Raw genomic sequence first — 18,597 nt, 5'->3', positions numbered from 1 at the left:
AACAAAATAGATTATAAAATGAAGAATATACTATTAACAACGATTTTAATAACCTCTTTTTCCATAAAAGCACAGGTTAAAATCAGTAACGAATCTAACCCATCTATTACTAATTCATCAGTATCTTTGGAATTTGGTAACGAGGGTAGAGGTATCATACTTCCCTATGTTATCACGACTACAGGTTCTGTAGAGGGTACTATTCTGTTAGATACTACAGATAATAAAGTAAAATACAAAAACGGTACAGGTACAAATGATTGGTTCGAGCTTAGCCCGGCAGCTATAGCAAGCGATCTCACCACGTCGCTATCCGCACAGGGAACAGACAAAGTTGAGAAAGCCACCTCTAAAGTTACCATAGGAACTACCGGAGCTACTGATAGTACACAAGGGATTCTTGTATTGACGGATGCAAACAAAGTGATGATTCTGCCAAAAGTAGCTAGTCCACACCAAAACATTATAAGTCCATCACCCGGACTTATCGTGTATGATACCACAGCAAAACAGCTCGCCGTTTTCAACGGGACCAAATGGAGTTTTTGGAAACCATAGAATTATTTTATCCACAGTATAGGCTTTTTCAGGAAGTGAGGCTGTAATCTTTACCTCTGCAAAAAGTTTAAAAATAAGGAAATTAAAAACACAAATTTCATATAAGGAGGTCATTAAGACTTTATCAATACCTGAAGTAATAGCTTCAGGTTTTTATGAAATATAAATGTCATTTTGTATCAATTACTTATATTTCTGGATCATATTTTCATTTCATTAAACTTAAAAGAATGCAAAAATGAAAAAAGAAATTAAAAGATATCAGTTTAAAACAGATTTGCAGTTTGAATTTGAAATTGTAAAATTACAGGATTTATACCATACAAGTAAAAGAATTATGACCGTTCCTCACAGAACGAATTTCTATCATATTGTCTGGTTTAAGAACGGCGGATATAATCATCTGGTAGACTTTGAACCTGTAGAAATAGAATCCAATACCATTATATTTTTAAGCAGACATAAAGTTCATAGTTTTGATGAAAAAGTTAATCTTAATGGGTTAGCCATACTTTTTACCGACGATTTCTTTTGTAAAACGGAAGAGCATTCCCGGTTTTTGAACAGTACAGCTTTGTTTAATGATTTATTGATGCTTCCTCAAATAACAATTAATGAAGAAAGTATATTTACAGGAATTATTGAACTGATGGAGAATGAACTTTTACAGTCCGCAGACCATTTTCAGCCGGAACTTTTAAGAAATTACCTGCACAGTTTTCTTCTTTTGGCAGAAAGAGAAAGGGAAAAAGAAGGATTTAGCGGACCTAAAAAAAGTGCAGACCTGGATTATGTGATTGTATTTAAAGATATGCTGGAAAAAAATTATACAAGGCTTAAAAAGGTGAGCAGTTATGCTAAAGAAATTCATGTTACCGAAAAACGTTTAAACCAGGCAACATCCAAAATACTGGGAAAATCTCCAAAAAAAATGATTGATGAAAGAGTGATGCTTGAAGCTAAAAGGCTTCTGATTTATACTACAGAAAGCGTAAAGGAAATTGGCTATAAGTTGGGTTTTGAGGAACCTACCAACTTTATAAAATACTTCAGAAAGCATAATATACAGACTCCCATAGAGTTCAGGGAAAAATTTTCCAATGATTAAAAGTATCATCTAAAAGACCATATCTACCTTTTGAGGAAACGGGGCTTATCTGATCTTTGCATTGTAAAATAAATGTCTGCTTATGAAAAGAATAATTCTGTTTACAGCATTAAGTGCAGGATTGGGAATAATATCCTGTAATCATGGAAGTCAATTGAGTACTCAAACTAAAAAAATAGAAATATGGAAGTATCAAACAAAGAAAAGGTGGTAGCCCTATTAAAAAGTATTGAAACAGGTGCAAACGAGCCTGTAGCTTATATTAATCCTAATCAATATGTTCAGCATAATTTAGGAATTGCCGATGGTTTGGCCGGTTTTGGAGAAGCATTGCAACAACTGCCTCCTAACTCTGCAAAGGTAAATACAGTTCGTGCATTTCAGGATGGTAATTATGTATTTACCCATACGGAATATAATTTTTTTGGTCCTAAAATCGGATTTGATATTTTCCGTTTTGAAAACGGTAAGATTGTTGAACATTGGGATAATCTTCAGGAAACTCCTTCAAAACCTAATCCTAGCGGACATACCATGATTGATGGGAGTGTTGATGTTCAGGATCTTGAGAAAACAGAAGCCAATAAGGATCTTGTAAAGCATTTTGTTGAGGATATTCTTGTTAACGGTAAAATGGATAAGCTGGCAGGTTATTTTAACGGGGATAATTATATTCAGCACAATCCGAATATTCCTGATAACCTTTCCGGTTTGGGTGCGGCATTGCAGGCTTTGGGGGAGCAAGGGATTTTTATGAAATATGATAAGATTCATAAGGTACTTGGCCAGGGAAATTTTGTATTGGTAGTAAGTGAAGGACACTTCGGAAAAGATCATGATGCATTCTATGACCTGTTCCGTGTTGAAAATGGTAAGATAGCTGAACACTGGGATGTTATTGAAACTATATTGCCTCAGGAACAATGGAAAAACAAGAATGGTAAATTTTAAAGCACTAGCTTGCTAAATATTAGGTGTACACAAATAAAGTACACCTTTTTTTATACACTTTAATTCCAGAAGCTTTCTTAAGTTCAAAAATTTTGCATAATACTAACAGCATATTTTATTAGCATCTGGTTATGATGAAAAATTGGTTTTTTCGATAGGTATCGCTAGTATTTGACATAATTTGACAGTGCTTTTATTGTAGTTTACGTTATACCCAACAGTATATTTGCGAACCATAACTATAGATAATATTGCGCTATTTATTTGACTATGTACGAGTTATGTTGTAAATGAATAGTGGGTTAAATTATAGTATAAGAAATTTAACAAACACAAATGATGAAAAAAAACTTAATTATTGCAGCGCTTGCAATATCACCCTTTTATTTGGGGCAAATTGGTATTGGGACCAGTTCCGTAAATTCCAATATTATTCTACAGGTTGAAAGTAATCCCCATTCCGGCAGTACGTTATATGGGGGTATTTTATTTCCAAGAGTGGCTCTCACTGCAACCAATGTATTTTCTCCGGTTACCGGAACTCCGGCTACAGGGCTAATGGTTTACAATACGGCTGTAAGTGGAGCCGGAAATACTGCTGTAACACCGGGGTTCTATTTTTGGGATAATATACAGTTACTCTGGAGGAGAATGTATCAGAAGGATGCTGATGATACAGCCTTATTTTCTAACCAAAACACTACTACAGATTTAAATGATGGGGTTAATTTTGCGGATATTTTTGCCAATGTGAGATTCAATAATGATACTGTACTGTATGAAAAAGTGAACAATACAACCTTGAAGATTAATGAAGTAGGATATTATAAGGTGATATTGAACCTGGATCTTACTAATCTGGATGGCATTAATGATAATTTCGGAATCAGAATTCTGGTTAATGGATCCAGTAATATCATTACTGATAAATTTTATATTCCGGGAAGAGCAACGGAAAATGCTTCTGTGGGTAAATCGATCGTATTTTATGTTCCTGTTAATATAGCGGGAAGCTCATTAAGAGTTCAGGCATACGAAATAGATCCGGGAACTGAAGTGTACTTTAAAAACACAAATACATCAACAATATCAATACAAAGATTAAGATAAACTATGAAAAAAATTTACATGAGTGTATTTTCTGTCTTATGCTTCATTGTTGGCTATGGACAGGTAGGAATTAATACATCCACCATCAAAGAAGGGGTTACACTTCAGCTGGAAGCTGCAAATAAAGGGGTTCTATTTCCGCGTGTGGCATTAGTATCACGCATTCTCACGAATCCTTTAGCTACTGCAATTCCTACAGGAACAATGGTTTTCAATACAGCTACCGCCGGAGATTTTCCCAATACAATTACACCGGGATTGCATTGGTGGAGTGCGGAAGAACAGCAGTGGACAAATATTAACACCAATATTGAAAATGCTGTTGTAAAATATACCAATACTGAAGTAAGTACCAATTATAATACTACTGTCTGGCAAAATGCCAGGCTTTTCGGAAACAGAGTTTTTAACGAAAGCAGGTCCATCTATATGGTGAATACTGCGGGTAATACAGTCACAATTGGGAAATCAGGACTATATTCTATCTCCACATTACTGTCTTTAAATAGATTGGATGGGGGAAGTGATGGAGATGTTTCAATAAGTGCAAGAGTTTATCTTAACGGTAATCCTGTAGGGACAGAACAGGTTATCAATTCGGATCATACACTGGGAGTAGATGATGGAAAAGGATTCTTTTCTCACTCATTTACAGAATATCTTGAACTGAAGGATGGGGATGTTATAAGCATTGGGTTGAGAAAAACCGTGGGTACATATTCAGGAGGTGACGGCTCTTCTGCTGTTCAGTTCAGCCAGAATGGAGAGTCCAGTATTGTCATTTCCCGTATTCGTTAAATACTACTTCAAAATAAAATACAATGAAAAATATTATTAAAATAATCGTTTTGCTTCTGGGGTATACCATTTCCTTCGGGCAAGTGGGTATAGGTACAGTAAATCCTATTTCTTCCTCTGTTTTAGATATTACTTCGCCTAATAAGGGAGTTCTTATTCCAAGGGTAGCTCTTTCGGCTGCTGACAGTAAATCTCCATTGTCTGGAAATATTCCTAATGGAACAATGGTTTTTAATACAGTAAAAGCAGGCACAGGGGCAGCCGCTGTTGTCCCGGGGATTTATGTCTGGCTTGATAGTGAATGGGTTTTCCCGGCATCCATAGGAACCAAAGCAGTGGTAAAAGCGGCAAAGTTTAATAATCTCTCTTCAAGCATTACCAATTTTAATCCTTTTTCGGTGGCCAGCCCTATAAATATTGATATGTTTGGATCTACAGTTTTCAATGATGATCCTCTAATTTTTGAAAAACTGAATAATTATCAGATCCGTATTAATGAGCCGGGTTTATATCTGGTGAACGCGAATCTGGCATTAAGGCAAAATCCTGCTGTTGAAGAATCTGAACTTCATGATTATATTCACTTTAATTTAGATGGAGTGCTTGCCTCTTCAAATATTTCTACAGTTGTGCCTCAGTATAATCCGTCTGATATAAATATAAATGGAAGATTTGCATTTGGTTCCATATCGTATATCTATGCAAATGCCGGGCAGATTTTAAGTCTACAGTCTACACGCGGAAGGGACGGGAGCAATTATAATGGTACTGTAAACTTTGATCCTGTGAGTCTCTCCAGTGTTACGATTATTAAACTTCACTGATTATTTCCATATAAATATTTCCATGAAACTATTCTGCGTACATTCTGTTTTATCATTAGTGTTTTATTGGTTAACGTGAGTTTTTATTGTAAGTAATGTACGTAGTGCAAAAGCCAATTTTTATTGGCTTTTGTCTTTTTAACAAAATAAAGTTTTCTATTAGTTGTAGTTAGGTTTATAATTGAAAACATTAAGCGATGTGATAGGTAAACTATTAAAATTCAGGAATGTGTTCCATTTTTAAGTTTACTCGGGATGAGGTTGTATTTTCTCTTAAAAGCTGTAGAAAAATGTCTTGGGTTTTTATAACCTACCAGTTCAGAGATTTCATTGATATTTAAATTGCCTTCAAGAAGCATTTTTTTAGCCTGTTCCATCTTGATATCATTCCAGAAATTGAAAACTGTAGTTCCAAACAGTTCTTTAAATCCTTTCTTCAACGTAAATTCATTGGTTCCCACCTGGTGAGCAAGATCAATCAGGGAGCAGTTCTGATCAAGATTATTGACAATAAAATCTCTTACGGCATATATTTTCTCTTCATCTTTTTTAAGAAGAGATGAGGGAGAAGATTCACTTTTGAAAAGTTGTTCTAATTGCAGGAGAAGAAGTTCAGCAACTTTTGCTTCAAGATAAATTCTTTTAAAGATCCCTTTTCGGTCACAATGGATAATCTCATTCAGAATCTGGTACATTTCCAGGCTGATGCGGTTATGATCCGGATTGATAAGGCACGAATGCTGTTTTTCAATAGCATTTCTGAAAGTATTAAACAGATCAGAATCTTCCGGAAGGAATTTCTTAAAAAAATCCGGAGCTAAATTAATTTCCAAAATCTGCATTTCCTGGCCGTCAAACTCCATACGGCCGGACATTTGGTGAGCGTAGATAATATTATGCTGATAGCTGTCAAAGCAGACTTTATTGCTGAAGTTTTCTGAAAGAGCAGAACTGTTGCCCTTTAATGAAAAATGCATTTCCACACTGTCAAAATCTGCCTCAAAATAAAGCCGGATTTTGTTTTCTAAAGAGACATTTCCAAAGCCGATATGAACATTCTCAAAACATATTTCGTGGTAAAAACCATTTCCGTATGGAGGTTTCAGATAGGTAATGCATTCTTTGATATCACCATCATTCACAAAATAGGTATTGGGATATTGTCTTTCCACCAATGTTCCGCCTATTTTATCATCATAGAGTCGTAATGTCATTATTATCTTGTTTTAGTTAGAGTTCTCCTTTTTGCGGACTTTTTATTCCTTTTTGCGTACCTCAGTGTGAGGCTTTACGTATTAGCTTTGCACAAATATAAATAATTATTTAGAATCATTCTTAATAATAAATTTGATTTTGCGAAATGAAATAAGTTAAAGAGAGATAATGAAGAATGTAAAACTTAATAAGATTTTTAAATTATGAAATATTCAAGTAAAATAAGTTGGTCTTTTGCAGCAGCGATAATGGTGTCTGTATGTTGGATTATCGGTGATATTTTTGTTGCCGGATTTGATCCCAATCCAGCAGACTATCCATTATTCTCAAAGACCTATGCCGATCAGGTGAATGTGGAATTTGCCACTTTAATGTTAGAAGGCTCAACACCTGGGCTGATGTTCGGAGCTTTAATCGGAGCACTTACAGGGCCGTTGCTGCTGCCTGCAACATGGTTGGTTTTTCAGTTTTTTAAAGATACCAAGACATGGTATTCAGTGGCTGTTTACTGGATTTTATTGGTAGGAGCGGTTCTGTCTCCTTTAGGCCACGCTGGGTTTTTCTATGTAGGAGAAATTTATAAAGCGGTCTATCATACAGATCCAGTGGCTCACCCTTATCTTTTGGAAACGGGAAGAGCATTTATGAAAATGCTTAATATAGCCTGGGGTGCAGCGATTGGAGTATTAGCGATTGGATGGATCTCGTTTGCCGTGTGTATTCTTTTAAATAAAACATTACTTCCCAGATGGATGGCTTTATTAACGCCATTTGTACTGACGTTATTTATCATTCCGATAAAAAGCCTTTTACCATTGCCATATTCAGGATGGGTTGGGGGAGCAATTTTTAATATTGCTTATCTCACTTTCTTCAGCTCACTGTTGTTTCTCTTCAGAAAGAAACTCAATAGAGATTAAATAAAAATTAATAACCATCTACATATCCTATTTTTGAATTGAGCACTTTTAGTGCTCAATTTTTTATGGATTGAGAAGGTAAAAGGGGATTCTTGACGGCATTTACTTGTTGTTCTGCATTTTTAATAATACTTTTAAAGAATGATCTCATGATCTGATCTATTTTTACGATATATTGATTTTTGAGATTTTAAAGCCAATACAATATGAAAGGATTTACAAAATCAGGGATAGAAATGAAGTATTATGCAATGAATCTTTTGATGATTCTGTCTGTATTCACTTTTATAAGTTGTAAACAAGATAAAAGAAATGCAGAACAGATTAATAAAGTGAATCTTCTGGAAATACAATCCATAAAGGTAGTTTCTGCAGGTGGTGAACTGGGATTCTCTTCCAGTACGGTAATTAATAAAGATTCTATTCATTACAGTCATACAATGGCGGCCAATGAAGCCAATAATATGGAATACAGCAAAAAATTAAAACCGGAAGACTGGAAAAATCTGGTAGATAAAATTGACGTGAAAATGTTTGGAGCAGCAAAAGAAGGACATAGTGTACAGCCTGTTGACGGAATTGATACTAAGATTACCATCACGACAACAGCTGGCGATGTATCTAAAATGAATGCACACAATGATCCTGAATGGAGAAAAATTCAGGATAGGATGGATCAGTACAGTGGAGAATATAAATAATGTTCTTAGAAAATACAATGTTGAAATTATTTAACAGTGAGTAGGTTAGCGTTATTTTTATTGAATTGCCTAAAAAAAATACTTTAGCTGTCATTTCGCTTCGGAATTTGATTTAATTTGCATAAAAAACTAAATCATTATGTCCGGACATAACAGTCTAGATTTTCATAAGAAAATCACCCTCGCAGGATCCCTGATTGCCATCGGAATTGTATTCGGCGATATCGGAACTTCTCCCTTGTATACCCTTAATGCTGTTTTTCATAATAAAATTATCACAGAAGCCATTGCTCTCGGTAGTTTGAGCTGTATTTTCTGGACGCTGGTTTTCCAGACCACCATCAAATATGTGATCATTACATTACAGGCCGATAATAAAGGGGAAGGTGGAATTTTTTCTCTTTATGCTCTGATACGGCGGTTTAGCGGAAAATGGCTGGTATTTATTGCCATGGCAGGCGGTGCTTTCTTAATGGCTGATGGAATTATTACGCCGCCCATGTCCGTTTCTTCTGCGGTAGAAGGAGTTCAGGCAGTAGTTCCAGGGTTAAATACGGTTCCTATTATTATCGGAATCTTAATATTACTCTTTATTTTTCAACAGTTTGGAACAGATAAAATAGGAAAGGTTTTTGGTCCGGCCATGATTATCTGGTTTGGATTTATCGGTACTATAGGAGTAATGGCAATAGGTGATAACTGGGAAGTTTTCAGAGCTTTAAATCCCTATTATGCCTATCAGATGCTGGTGAATGAGCCTAAAGGATTCTGGTTTCTGGGAAGTATCTTTCTCTGTACAACAGGAGCCGAAGCTCTATACAGTGATATGGGGCATTGTGGAAGAAATAACATCAGATTCACCTGGATTTTTATAAAAATAGCCCTTATCCTTTGCTATGCAGGGCAAACAACCTGGCTTTTGAATCATGTAGGAGAGGAGGTAGGAAGCTTAAGCCCTTTTTATCATATTGTTCCGAAATCAATTTTCTGGTTAGCTTTATGCATTGCGACATTGGCCACCATTATTGCCTCTCAGGCATTGATAAGCGGATGCTTTACATTAATTAATGAAGCGATACGACTCAATATATGGCCCAAACACATGGTACTTTTCCCAAGTAATGTAAAAGGCCAGCTTTATATTCCTGCCATCAATTGGTTTCTGATGTGCGGATGCGTGGGAATGGTGCTTTATTTTAAAGAAAGTACCAAAATGGAAGCAGCATTCGGATTAAGTGTAACCCTTACCATGTTGATGAGTACCATTTTAATCAATGCCTATCTTCGTATAAAAAGAGTTCCGTTTATACTGAATATCCTGATTACAGGAATCTTTTTAGCGATTGAATTAAGCTTTTTGGCTGCCAATCTTCAAAAAGTGAGTGAAGGGGGATGGCTTACACTTTTACTAGGTTTTTCATTGTTTGCCGTAATGTACATCTGGTGGCGAGGCAGAAAGATGAAATCAGATATTCTGTCTTTTGTAAAACTTTCAGATTATCTTCCGTTGCTCATTAAGCTGAGTACTGATGAAAAACTTCCGAAATACGCCACCAATCTGGTTTACCTTACCACTTCAGACTCCGAAAAAAGAATTGAGAAAACAGTGATGGACTCCATCCTGAAATTCGGACTCCCCAAACGTGCGGATATCTATTGGTTTGTACATGTTAATATCCTGGATGAGCCTTATGCGCAGAAATATTCCGTGGAAACCATTATCAGGAATGATTTGTATTATATTCAGTTTGATCTCGGGTTTCGTGAAGATCCAAGAATCGGATACTATTTCAAACAGGTTGTTGATGATATGATCGAAAACCATGAAGTAGATGTCAAAGATTCTCTGGAACAGGCTTACCAACAGAATAAAATTGGTGATTTTAAATTCATGATTATGGATAGCTTCCTTTCTTACGATAACAGAATGCCGTTCTGGAAGAATTTTGTGATGAAAGGATATTATAATCTGCGCTATCTTACTGTAAAAGATTATATCAATTTCGGACTGGATAAAAGCCATATTGAAACGGAACAGTACCCATTAGTAGTAGTTCCGATTGCAGAAAATAAACTCGAACGGAAAGAGTAAAGACTATTACAATATTTAAAACTTTAAAATTCAGGCTCGGCAAAAATCGAAGATTTTTGCCGAGCCTGAATTTTTTCAGAAATATTTTTGATTCTTATTTTTACAGAGACAGTACAATTTTACCAAACAAAGGCCTTTCCCGTTTTGTATTTTCTATTCTTTGATGAGCGCTTTGAATATCTTCCAAAGCAAATACACTGTCTATAATTGGTTTTACGTGTCCATTCTCTATTAATTGGGTGATATGATGAACCTCATCTCTGCTTTGTCGGGTAAAAACAAAATGATAAGTAGCATTCTTTTCCCAGGCATGGATAAGATTCTGCGGCTGCGGAATATCAACCAATGTTACAACTCTACCATAATCTGCTAAAGCAAGCGGACTGTCCGATAAAGTACTGCCACCAACTGTATCAATAATTACGTCTACACCTTTTCCGTCAGTATGAGTCTGTATTTCTTCAATATAGTTTTTCTGATGATGATCGATCACAACATCTGCTCCAAGGTCATGGAGTTTTTCATGTAAAACACTTTGCCCTGTAGTATATACGAAAGCACCAAGAGCTTTAGCTACCTGTATAGCTAATGTTCCTACTCCGCCGGCACCACCGAGAATAAGGATGGTTTCTCCTTTCTTTAACTGGGCCCGTACCACAAGCATTTCCCAGACTGTTCCGCCAATAAGAGGAATAGAGGCAGCTTCCTCGTAGGTGATATTATCAGGCATCCTTGACAGTGCAGATTCATCAGTAATGTGGTACTCTGCATAACTGCCGGAACTCCCAAAACGTGGCGAATAATATACTTTATCGCCAGATTTCCAGTTTTTAACGGCATCACCCACCTCAACAATTTCTCCGGCAATATCATGTCCGGTAATTATAGGCAAATTAAATAATGAGGAATAATCACCTCTTCTTATCTGATAATCCAACGGGTTGACTGAAGTGGCTTTTACCTTCACAAGAACCTGAGCGGAATCTTTTATAAAAGGAGTGGGAACTTCTGTAAATTTTAGGGCTTCCGGCCCACCATAATGATTAATGACAATAGCTTTCATGATGAAAAATTTCGTTTGTTTTTATAATGGTTTATTGAGGCAATGACTTCATAAATTCGAGGATTTCAGTGCCTATCTTTCTAGCGTGTGTTTCTAAAGCAAAATGCCCCGTATCATAAAACTTCAGTCTGGCATCCGGAAGATCCTTTTTATAGGCTTCAGCACCTTCAGGCAGAAAATAAGGGTCTTTATTTCCCCATACCAATAGGAGTTTGGGCTGGTATCTTCTGAAATATTCATGGAATTTTGGATATAAATCCACATTGGTTCTGTAATCTTTTACCAGATCCAGCTGTATTTCTATGTTACCAGGTCTGTTCAGGAATTTTTGATCTAAGGTGTATGCTTCCGGTGCAATTAAAGAAATGTCTGATACTCCATGATGATATTGAAAGTAGGTAGCTTCTTTAGATACAAAGTCTTTTAAAGCCATTCGGTTGGCTTGTGATGGATCCTTCCAATATTTCTGTATTGGGTTCCATTCTTTGCTTAATCCTTCTTCGTAAGCATTTCCGTTTTGAGAAATAATTCCGGTTATTTTTTCGGGATTATTCATCGCCAGGCGTAAACCCACCGGAGCTCCATAGTCAAAGATATAGATGGCAAAGCGTTTCATGCCCAGCACATCAACAAAAGACTGTACTGTCCCGGCAAGATGATCAAATGTGTAATTGAACTGATGATGATCCGGAGCATCCGAGTACCCGAATCCAGGCAGATCAGGTGCTATTACATGATATTGCTGGCTTAATATGGGAATTAAATTTCTGAACATATGTGATGAGGTTGGATATCCGTGCAGAAGAAGGATAGTAGGCGCATCTGCAGGACCGGCTTCTCTGTAAAACAGGTTTAAGCCATTGATTTTGATGTTACGGTAATGAATGTTTTGATGTTCCATAATTTGATGATGATTTACATTTAATTTTTGATGAGATTGCGCCATCATTACAGGATTAGCAAATAGACCAAGTGACAGACCTGTAATGACTTGCCTGAGAATTACTTTCATTTGTTTTATTTTGAGATTCCAAAATTAATACGGATATTTGATTATTAAAAACGATTAGTTTTAATAATTGTAATCACTTTTAATGATTAATAAGGATGAATACAAACGATTTGAAAATATTTGAAGCCGTTGCAGAAACCGGGAGCTTTACAAAAGCAGCTTCCATGATGTTTACGGTTCAGTCTAATGTGACAGCAAGAATAAAAAGTCTGGAAGATGAGTTTGATGCCAAGCTGTTTTCCCGTACTTCCCGTAAGGTAGAGCTAACTTCTGAGGGGATGATTCTGATGCAGTACTGTAAGCAGATTCAGCATCTGGTAGAGGAAGCCAAACATAATATCCGAAGTGGAGAAAATATCAGAGGCTGTCTGAAAATAGGCTGTATTGAAACAACCATGATATTAAAAGCCCCGGAAATCCTTAAAACCTTTGAAGAAAAATACCCAAATATTGAACTGGAATTTAAATCGGATACAAGAGATTCCTTGATAGCTGGTGTTTTGGACTACAGCCTTGATGCGGCATTTGTTTCTGCCCCGATTATTGCCAACGGGTTGGAGAAAATCAATATCAAAGAGGAGCAGCTTGTGATTTTAACCTCTTCAAAAGGGCCTCAATTGCAGACATTGCTTACCAAAACACCATTAAAAATTGTGGTATTTGATGATGGCTGTATTTTTAGAGAAAGATTTGAGTCCTGGCTGAGCCATAAAGGAGTGATGAACTATAAAAGTACCGTTTTGAATTCTTTTGAAGGGATTATCAATTTTGTGGAAGCAGGTTTAGGAATCAGCATTTTGCCAGAAGAGATTGTCTCTAAGTACTACAGTGGAAGAGAAATCAAAACTTACGGCCTGAATAAGCAATTGGGAACAATGAATACGGTTCTTGCTTTCAGAAAAGACGGTCCGCAATCCAGAGCACTAAAGTGTTTTATTGATATGCATTTGCAGTCATAAAGGCAGTGGATTTCATAGAAGTTTCTGCTTAAAAATTACCCGTTATGTATCCACCGAGTCCAGAATATTGTTTGTCTGCTATAAGTTTTCATATGCTCAATATATAGATGAAATAACTATTATTTTTGTGTAGCTATTTCATGATCCATAATAAAGATATACTTTTGCAGTCAGCAAGATACATCAGAACTGATGATAATATTGTCTGTTTAAAAACTAAAACCAAAACCTGAAAACTAATTATACCATGAACAGCACTACACTGTATTTATTTTTACGAATACATCATCATTCATTGTTTCCAACAGTTTAAACCAACATTAAGTTCTCAACATTTCTTCAGAGTGTAAGAGTATTGATCCTATATGGTTTGTTACTCAACTACTGATTATAAGAAAGAAGTGTCTTGTTAAAGCTTGAAGAACCTAAATGTTGCACAAGTTATGATGTTTCAATACTTAATCAACAGAAATACCTTTTAAATCAATGTTTATTCATTGGTCAAAGTTCTTATGGTTTTAAACCAAAAAATATAACAGAATATTAAACCAACCAATTTTATACTATTATGACAAAACAACTACTAATCATTGCCTTCGCAGGCTTATCAAGTACTATGGCTTATGCAGCCGATTTATATGTTAGAAATAGCGGAACAGGCGGAGCTTATTCTACAGTAAGTGCAGCTATTACGGCGGCTTCGGATGGGGATAAAATCATCATTCAGCCTAAAACAAATGGAGACCCTTATATAGAGAATCTGATCATCAACAAGTCACTCACGTTTGTTTCCGAAACTAATTTTAGCAGATATTTTATTAAAGGAACTATTACCATTAATCCTGCTGCAGGAAGAGTAGTATCTATCAGTAATTTAACTTCAGGGAATTATACGATCAACGATGTAACGGTGAGTGGGGCTACAGCTGGGGGAAGAACTACCATCAATCTTTGGAATTGTGATTTGAATAATGTGTATGCTAATCAATCTAATGTAACCACAAATATCTCAGGCTGTACCGTTAGGGGAGCCCTTAACTTTTCCCACGGAAGAGCTACGGCTAATAAAGCTCAGTTTATTACCGTTCGCTCTAGCTCTAATGTACAGGAGTCATATATGGCGACATCTGATGTAGAGGTTTTTGGTAATATCGTTGATGATGTACTGTCCTATACACAGCCTTTTTATGATTTTAAATTTTATAATAATTTTAGCGGCCGTCTATCTGTTCACGGAATTAAAAATGGAGGTTCTAATGAAATTATTAATAATTCAATCTACAGTACGGTTTCCGGTGATGTAGCTCCTATTTGGATTAGCCTGAATAGTAGTACAGGTACTGGAAATATTGCTATTATGAACAACGCGATCTCTTTTGTGGTAGGACAGACTAATGCCTGTATTCAAACTTACAGTAACAATGTTAATATAACAGCCAGTTACAATGTGTCTACCAATCCTTTTATAACTGAGGGAACCATGAACCAAAGTAACAATTCAGGATCTGTTAATATGAATTTTAACAACACAACATACACTTTAACAGGTATGAATGTGAATGCCGGAAGTCCTGATGTAAACTACACAGACCTTGATTTAACAAGAAACGATGCTGGGCACTACGGAGGTTCCAACAGTTGGGCTAATTACTGGCCGGCGAATGTGGGTACAAGACCTCAGATAAACTATTTGGTAACTCCAAGATCTATTAATGGTGGTACTTTGAATATTAACGGATCTGGTTTTTCTAAATAATCCTAATGATATAACAATATGAAAAATTATATCTATAGTATAATCGCTCTGCTTATGGTGATACTGTGCCCGGCACAGGTATTCGTAAGCCAGGCCGAATATTTCTGGGATACCGATCCGGGAACAGGAAACGGTACTCAGGTTTGGGCTACTGATGGAAGTTTTAACAGCGTTTTTGAACAGTTAACCAAAACAGATATTGCGACACCAGGTAACGGGTTACATAAGTTCTCTGTCCGTATTAAAGATAATACAGGGGTTTGGGGACCGGCTTTTACCAATGTTATTAATGTTCAGCAAAATCAAACCTCTGCAGTAATAGCACTTTCTCAGGCAGAGTATTTTTGGGATAACGATCCGGGAGCCGGAAACGGTAGCCCAGTATTGGCTGCTGACGGGAACTTCAATAGTGTTTTTGAACAGCTGACCAAAACAGATATTGTAACACCAGGCAACGGGTTGCACAAATTCTCTGTCCGTATTAAAGATAACACTGGGGCTTGGGGACCTGCTTTTACGAATGTTATTAATATTCAGCAAAATCAAACCTCTGCAGTAATAGCACTTTCTCAGGCAGAGTATTTTTGGGATACGGATCCGGGAGAAGGAAATGGTACTCCTGTGCTGGCTGCCGATGGTAATTTTAACAGTACTTATGAAGAACTGACCAAAACAGGAATTGCTTTGCCATCTAACGGTTTGCATGTATTTAACGTACGTATCAAAGATAATACAGGAGCTTGGGGACCTGCTTTCAGAAATGTTATTAATGTAGGAACTCCAACAACTCCTTCAGTATGCTGGCAGGAACTTAGTGTAGGGTATTATTTTTCGGCAGGAATAAAAGCAGATGGAACGTTATGGACTTGGGGTAGTAACACATACGGACAATTAGGAGATGGAACTACCATTGGTAGGAATGCTCCTATGCAAGTAGGAACGGCAAATAATTGGTCTAAAGTAGTAACCGGAACTTATTCTACTGTTGCTATTAAAACAGACGGAACGTTATGGGGTTGGGGTAGTAATTATTTAGGGCAATTAGGCGATGGAACTACAACTGATAGATTGAGTCCAATACAAATTGGAACGGCAACGAATTGGAAAAACATTAGTGCTGGTTCTAATTCGGCTAGTATTGTTGCCCTTAAAACAGATGGAACATTATGGGCATGGGGTGAAAATAGTAATGGGCAATTAGGAGATGGAACTACCATACGCAGAACTGTTCCTACAAAAATAGGCACAGCCACAAACTGGGCAACTATTGGCAGTGGAGATGGTTTTACATTTGCGATCAAATCAAATGGAACACTATGGGCCTGGGGTTATAATGGCTATGGGCAATTAGGAGATGGAACAACAACGAACAGAAATGTTCCAACACAAATTGGAACAGGTACAAATTGGAAAACTGTTGATGGTGGAAATAATTATACTACGGCAATAAAAACAGATGGAACCCTTTGGGCATGGGGTAGTAATTTTTATGGTACGCTGGGAGATGGAACTACAACTAATAGAGTTACTCCAACACAAATTGGAACGGCTGCCAACTGGTTGAATGTATCTTCAGGTTCGTATTTTACTGTTGCAACCAGAACAGATGGAACACTTTGGGCATGGGGTAGCAATTTCTATGGAGTATTAGGTAACGGTACAAGTGGATCTACAAATGCTACATCCCCTGTACAGGTAGGATCCTCGTCAGATAATGTATCGGTTTACGCAGGATTCTATCATGTTCTTGTAAAAAATACCGACGGTATTATGAAAGTCTGTGGTCTCAATAGTGATGGGGAGTTAGGTGATGGTACTGTCATTAGTAAAAATATTTATACTCCTATTAGCTGTTCTTTAACTTGTGCTCCGCCAGTACAGTTTTCAACAACCAATATTACTGCTTCAGGGGCTACTATTAACTGGACAGCATCTACTTCAGCTCCGGCTGGTGGCTATCTGTATCTTTATAGTACGCATTCATCTGTTGGAGGAGCACAAGGGGCTACCACATCTAAAACCGTGAATTTAACTAACTTATTACCTGATACCACTTACTATTGGTGGGTAGCATCTAATTGTGGATCCAGCCAGGGTAATTGGACGTTGGGTGGTTCTTTTACAACACTTCCTACAACAGTTACAAATTGCTGGAAGAGTGTTGCTATTGGAAATCTGCATTCATTAGGAATAAAAACAGACGGAACTTTATGGTCATGGGGATATAATTCTTATGGACAATTAGGAGACGGAACTGGTTCTAACAGAAATACTCCAACACAAATAGGAACAGCAACAGATTGGGTAAGTATCGCCACTGGAGAAAATTATTCGCTAGCTCTAAAATCTAATGGAACACTTTGGGGATGGGGAAAAAATACTAATGGACAAATTGGTGATGGAACTACCAATACCAGAATCACTCCGATACAAATAGGAACTGCAACAGACTGGATCAGTATGACAGCAGGTGAGGATCATACATTAGCTTTAAAATCTAATGGAACCCTTTGGGCATGGGGAGGTAATACTTATGGACAGTTAGGAGATGGTACAACTATAAATAAAAATATACCAATTCAAGTTGGAAGCGCAACAGACTGGCGAAGTGTAGAATCAGGAAGAGAATTTAGTCTCGCCATAAAAACAAATGGAACGCTTTGGACATGGGGAAGTAATTTCAGTGCAGAACTGGGAGATGGAACTACAAATCACAGAAGTACACCAATGCAAATTGGAACAGACACAAATTGGAGCAGTGCAAATGGTGGAACAAGCCATTCGTTAGGGATTAAAACTGATGGAACGATTTGGGGCTGGGGAGCTAATAACAGTGGCCAACTGGGAGATGGGAGCACTACATATAAATATGTTCCAACAAAGATAGGAGTATCAACCAATTGGAGTCGTATTAATGCCGGTCAGGGTGGTTCTTCGGTAGCACTAAAAACAGACGGTACCCTTTGGGTATGGGGTGAAAATAGTAGTGGGCAATTGGGCGATGGAACAACAATCACTCAATACACCCCTATGCTTATGGGTAAACCTACCAATAGAAAGGTTATTGCAATAGGGAGAAATAATATAGCTGTTATAGGTACAGATGGATTTTTAACAATCAGTGGGTCCAATCAGATGGGACAGATAGGTGACGGTACCTTTACTCACAAGAAAATCTTTACCCCTCTTACTTGCCCTACAAGTAGCTTAGCTGTTGCAGAAGTTTCAGGAAAGGCAGAAGATAAACTGAAAGTCTATCCAAATCCGGTACAGGATATCTTAACGGTATCGCTTGATCAGAAGATTCTTTTTGTAACGGTTTACAATGCAGCAGGTCAGTTGGTGCTTACGAAAGCTATCAATGATAGTAAAGGAACAGTTGATTTCTCAGCTTTAACATCAGGAGTATATCTGGTTAAAGTAAATGGTACAAATGACTTCGTAAAAACAGTAAAAGTTATTAAACGATAAACATTTAAAACCGTAATCTAACAATTAAGATTTTCTGAAATTTGAAATCTTTCAAAATA

The 18,597-nt window shown here is 36.9% G+C and carries 15 protein-coding genes; 12 read left to right on the top strand and 3 right to left on the bottom strand.

Annotated features, from left to right (window positions below):
- Window positions 1-18 precede the first annotated feature (18 nt).
- The 6 genes from BOQ64_RS17755 to BOQ64_RS17730 all read left to right on the top strand — a co-directional run bounded on the left by BOQ64_RS17755 (window position 19) and on the right by BOQ64_RS17730 (window position 5,349).
- Complete coding sequence (locus BOQ64_RS17755; protein ID WP_129058550.1) at window positions 19-558, top strand: hypothetical protein; 540 nt, start codon at window positions 19-21, stop codon at window positions 556-558.
- A gap of 238 nt (window positions 559-796) precedes the next feature.
- Window positions 797-1,666 (top strand): AraC family transcriptional regulator, encoded by an 870-nt coding sequence (locus BOQ64_RS17750; RefSeq protein ID WP_129058549.1) that lies wholly within the window; start codon window positions 797-799, stop codon window positions 1,664-1,666.
- A 183-nt stretch (window positions 1,667-1,849) separates the two neighbouring features.
- Entirely contained in the window at window positions 1,850-2,617 is a 768-nt protein-coding gene (locus BOQ64_RS17745; RefSeq protein WP_129058548.1) for a nuclear transport factor 2 family protein, read from the top strand.
- 336 nt (window positions 2,618-2,953) lie between these two features.
- Window positions 2,954-3,727, top strand: a complete 774-nt coding sequence (locus BOQ64_RS17740) for a hypothetical protein (RefSeq protein ID WP_129058547.1) — start codon at window positions 2,954-2,956, stop codon at window positions 3,725-3,727.
- A 3-nt stretch (window positions 3,728-3,730) separates the two neighbouring features.
- Entirely contained in the window at window positions 3,731-4,525 is a 795-nt protein-coding gene (locus tag BOQ64_RS17735) for a hypothetical protein (RefSeq protein ID WP_129058546.1), read from the top strand.
- Window positions 4,526-4,548: 23 nt separating this feature from the next.
- Entirely contained in the window at window positions 4,549-5,349 is an 801-nt protein-coding gene (locus BOQ64_RS17730; protein ID WP_129058545.1) for a hypothetical protein, read from the top strand.
- 221 nt (window positions 5,350-5,570) lie between these two features.
- Here BOQ64_RS17730 and BOQ64_RS17725 read toward each other — a convergent pair whose 3' ends face one another.
- Window positions 5,571-6,563 carry a helix-turn-helix transcriptional regulator gene (locus tag BOQ64_RS17725; RefSeq protein WP_129058544.1) on the bottom strand — a complete coding sequence of 331 codons (993 nt, stop codon included), beginning with the start codon at window positions 6,561-6,563 and terminating at the stop codon, window positions 5,571-5,573.
- Between the two features lie 204 nt (window positions 6,564-6,767).
- On the opposite strand from BOQ64_RS17725, the gene BOQ64_RS17720 reads away from it, so the two are divergent.
- The 3 genes from BOQ64_RS17720 to BOQ64_RS17710 all read left to right on the top strand — a co-directional run bounded on the left by BOQ64_RS17720 (window position 6,768) and on the right by BOQ64_RS17710 (window position 10,277).
- On the top strand, window positions 6,768-7,484 hold the full coding sequence (locus tag BOQ64_RS17720) for a DUF6796 family protein (RefSeq protein ID WP_129058543.1): 717 nt from the start codon (window positions 6,768-6,770) through the stop codon (window positions 7,482-7,484).
- A gap of 206 nt (window positions 7,485-7,690) precedes the next feature.
- Window positions 7,691-8,185: a hypothetical protein gene (locus BOQ64_RS17715; protein WP_129058542.1), complete on the top strand. Its 495-nt coding sequence runs from the start codon at window positions 7,691-7,693 to the stop codon at window positions 8,183-8,185.
- Window positions 8,186-8,324: 139 nt separating this feature from the next.
- Entirely contained in the window at window positions 8,325-10,277 is a 1,953-nt protein-coding gene (locus BOQ64_RS17710) for a KUP/HAK/KT family potassium transporter (protein ID WP_129058541.1), read from the top strand.
- Window positions 10,278-10,377: 100 nt separating this feature from the next.
- Here the strand turns inward: BOQ64_RS17710 and BOQ64_RS17705 are convergent, their stop codons facing one another.
- Both BOQ64_RS17705 and BOQ64_RS17700 read right to left on the bottom strand, forming a co-directional pair.
- Window positions 10,378-11,340, bottom strand: coding sequence for a zinc-binding dehydrogenase (locus tag BOQ64_RS17705; protein ID WP_129058540.1), 963 nt, complete (start codon window positions 11,338-11,340; stop codon window positions 10,378-10,380).
- A gap of 31 nt (window positions 11,341-11,371) precedes the next feature.
- On the bottom strand, window positions 11,372-12,352 hold the full coding sequence (locus BOQ64_RS17700; RefSeq protein ID WP_228448451.1) for an alpha/beta fold hydrolase: 981 nt from the start codon (window positions 12,350-12,352) through the stop codon (window positions 11,372-11,374).
- A 95-nt stretch (window positions 12,353-12,447) separates the two neighbouring features.
- Here BOQ64_RS17700 and BOQ64_RS17695 point away from each other — a divergent pair, with 95 nt between their 5' ends.
- The 3 genes from BOQ64_RS17695 (at window position 12,448) to BOQ64_RS17685 (ending at window position 18,538) form a co-directional block, all read left to right on the top strand.
- Entirely contained in the window at window positions 12,448-13,311 is an 864-nt protein-coding gene (locus BOQ64_RS17695) for a LysR family transcriptional regulator (protein ID WP_129058539.1), read from the top strand.
- 568 nt (window positions 13,312-13,879) lie between these two features.
- On the top strand, window positions 13,880-15,067 hold the full coding sequence (locus BOQ64_RS17690) for a hypothetical protein (protein WP_129058538.1): 1,188 nt from the start codon (window positions 13,880-13,882) through the stop codon (window positions 15,065-15,067).
- Window positions 15,068-15,085: 18 nt separating this feature from the next.
- Window positions 15,086-18,538, top strand: coding sequence for a T9SS type A sorting domain-containing protein (locus BOQ64_RS17685; RefSeq protein ID WP_129058537.1), 3,453 nt, complete (start codon window positions 15,086-15,088; stop codon window positions 18,536-18,538).
- Window positions 18,539-18,597: the final 59 nt, after the last annotated feature.

The sequence above is a fragment of the Chryseobacterium sp. CH25 genome (assembly GCF_004119455.1).
Classification (GTDB): domain Bacteria; phylum Bacteroidota; class Bacteroidia; order Flavobacteriales; family Weeksellaceae; genus Chryseobacterium.
Note: the sequence above shows the minus strand (reverse complement) of the source record. Positions and strands in the feature narration are given on the sequence as shown.

Coding starts and splice junctions, on each gene's coding strand:
- BOQ64_RS17730 (WP_129058545.1), top strand. CDS start 4,549: ATGAAAAATATTATTAAAATAATCGTTTTGCTTCTGGGGTATACCATT.
- BOQ64_RS17690 (WP_129058538.1), top strand. CDS start 13,880: ATGACAAAACAACTACTAATCATTGCCTTCGCAGGCTTATCAAGTACT.
- BOQ64_RS17755 (WP_129058550.1), top strand. CDS start 19: ATGAAGAATATACTATTAACAACGATTTTAATAACCTCTTTTTCCATA.
- BOQ64_RS17705 (WP_129058540.1), bottom strand. CDS start 11,340: ATGAAAGCTATTGTCATTAATCATTATGGTGGGCCGGAAGCCCTAAAA.
- BOQ64_RS17750 (WP_129058549.1), top strand. CDS start 797: ATGAAAAAAGAAATTAAAAGATATCAGTTTAAAACAGATTTGCAGTTT.
- BOQ64_RS17715 (WP_129058542.1), top strand. CDS start 7,691: ATGAAAGGATTTACAAAATCAGGGATAGAAATGAAGTATTATGCAATG.
- BOQ64_RS17740 (WP_129058547.1), top strand. CDS start 2,954: ATGATGAAAAAAAACTTAATTATTGCAGCGCTTGCAATATCACCCTTT.
- BOQ64_RS17695 (WP_129058539.1), top strand. CDS start 12,448: ATGAATACAAACGATTTGAAAATATTTGAAGCCGTTGCAGAAACCGGG.
- BOQ64_RS17720 (WP_129058543.1), top strand. CDS start 6,768: ATGAAATATTCAAGTAAAATAAGTTGGTCTTTTGCAGCAGCGATAATG.
- BOQ64_RS17735 (WP_129058546.1), top strand. CDS start 3,731: ATGAAAAAAATTTACATGAGTGTATTTTCTGTCTTATGCTTCATTGTT.
- BOQ64_RS17745 (WP_129058548.1), top strand. CDS start 1,850: ATGGAAGTATCAAACAAAGAAAAGGTGGTAGCCCTATTAAAAAGTATT.
- BOQ64_RS17725 (WP_129058544.1), bottom strand. CDS start 6,563: ATGACATTACGACTCTATGATGATAAAATAGGCGGAACATTGGTGGAA.
- BOQ64_RS17685 (WP_129058537.1), top strand. CDS start 15,086: ATGAAAAATTATATCTATAGTATAATCGCTCTGCTTATGGTGATACTG.
- BOQ64_RS17700 (WP_228448451.1), bottom strand. CDS start 12,352: ATGAAAGTAATTCTCAGGCAAGTCATTACAGGTCTGTCACTTGGTCTA.
- BOQ64_RS17710 (WP_129058541.1), top strand. CDS start 8,325: ATGTCCGGACATAACAGTCTAGATTTTCATAAGAAAATCACCCTCGCA.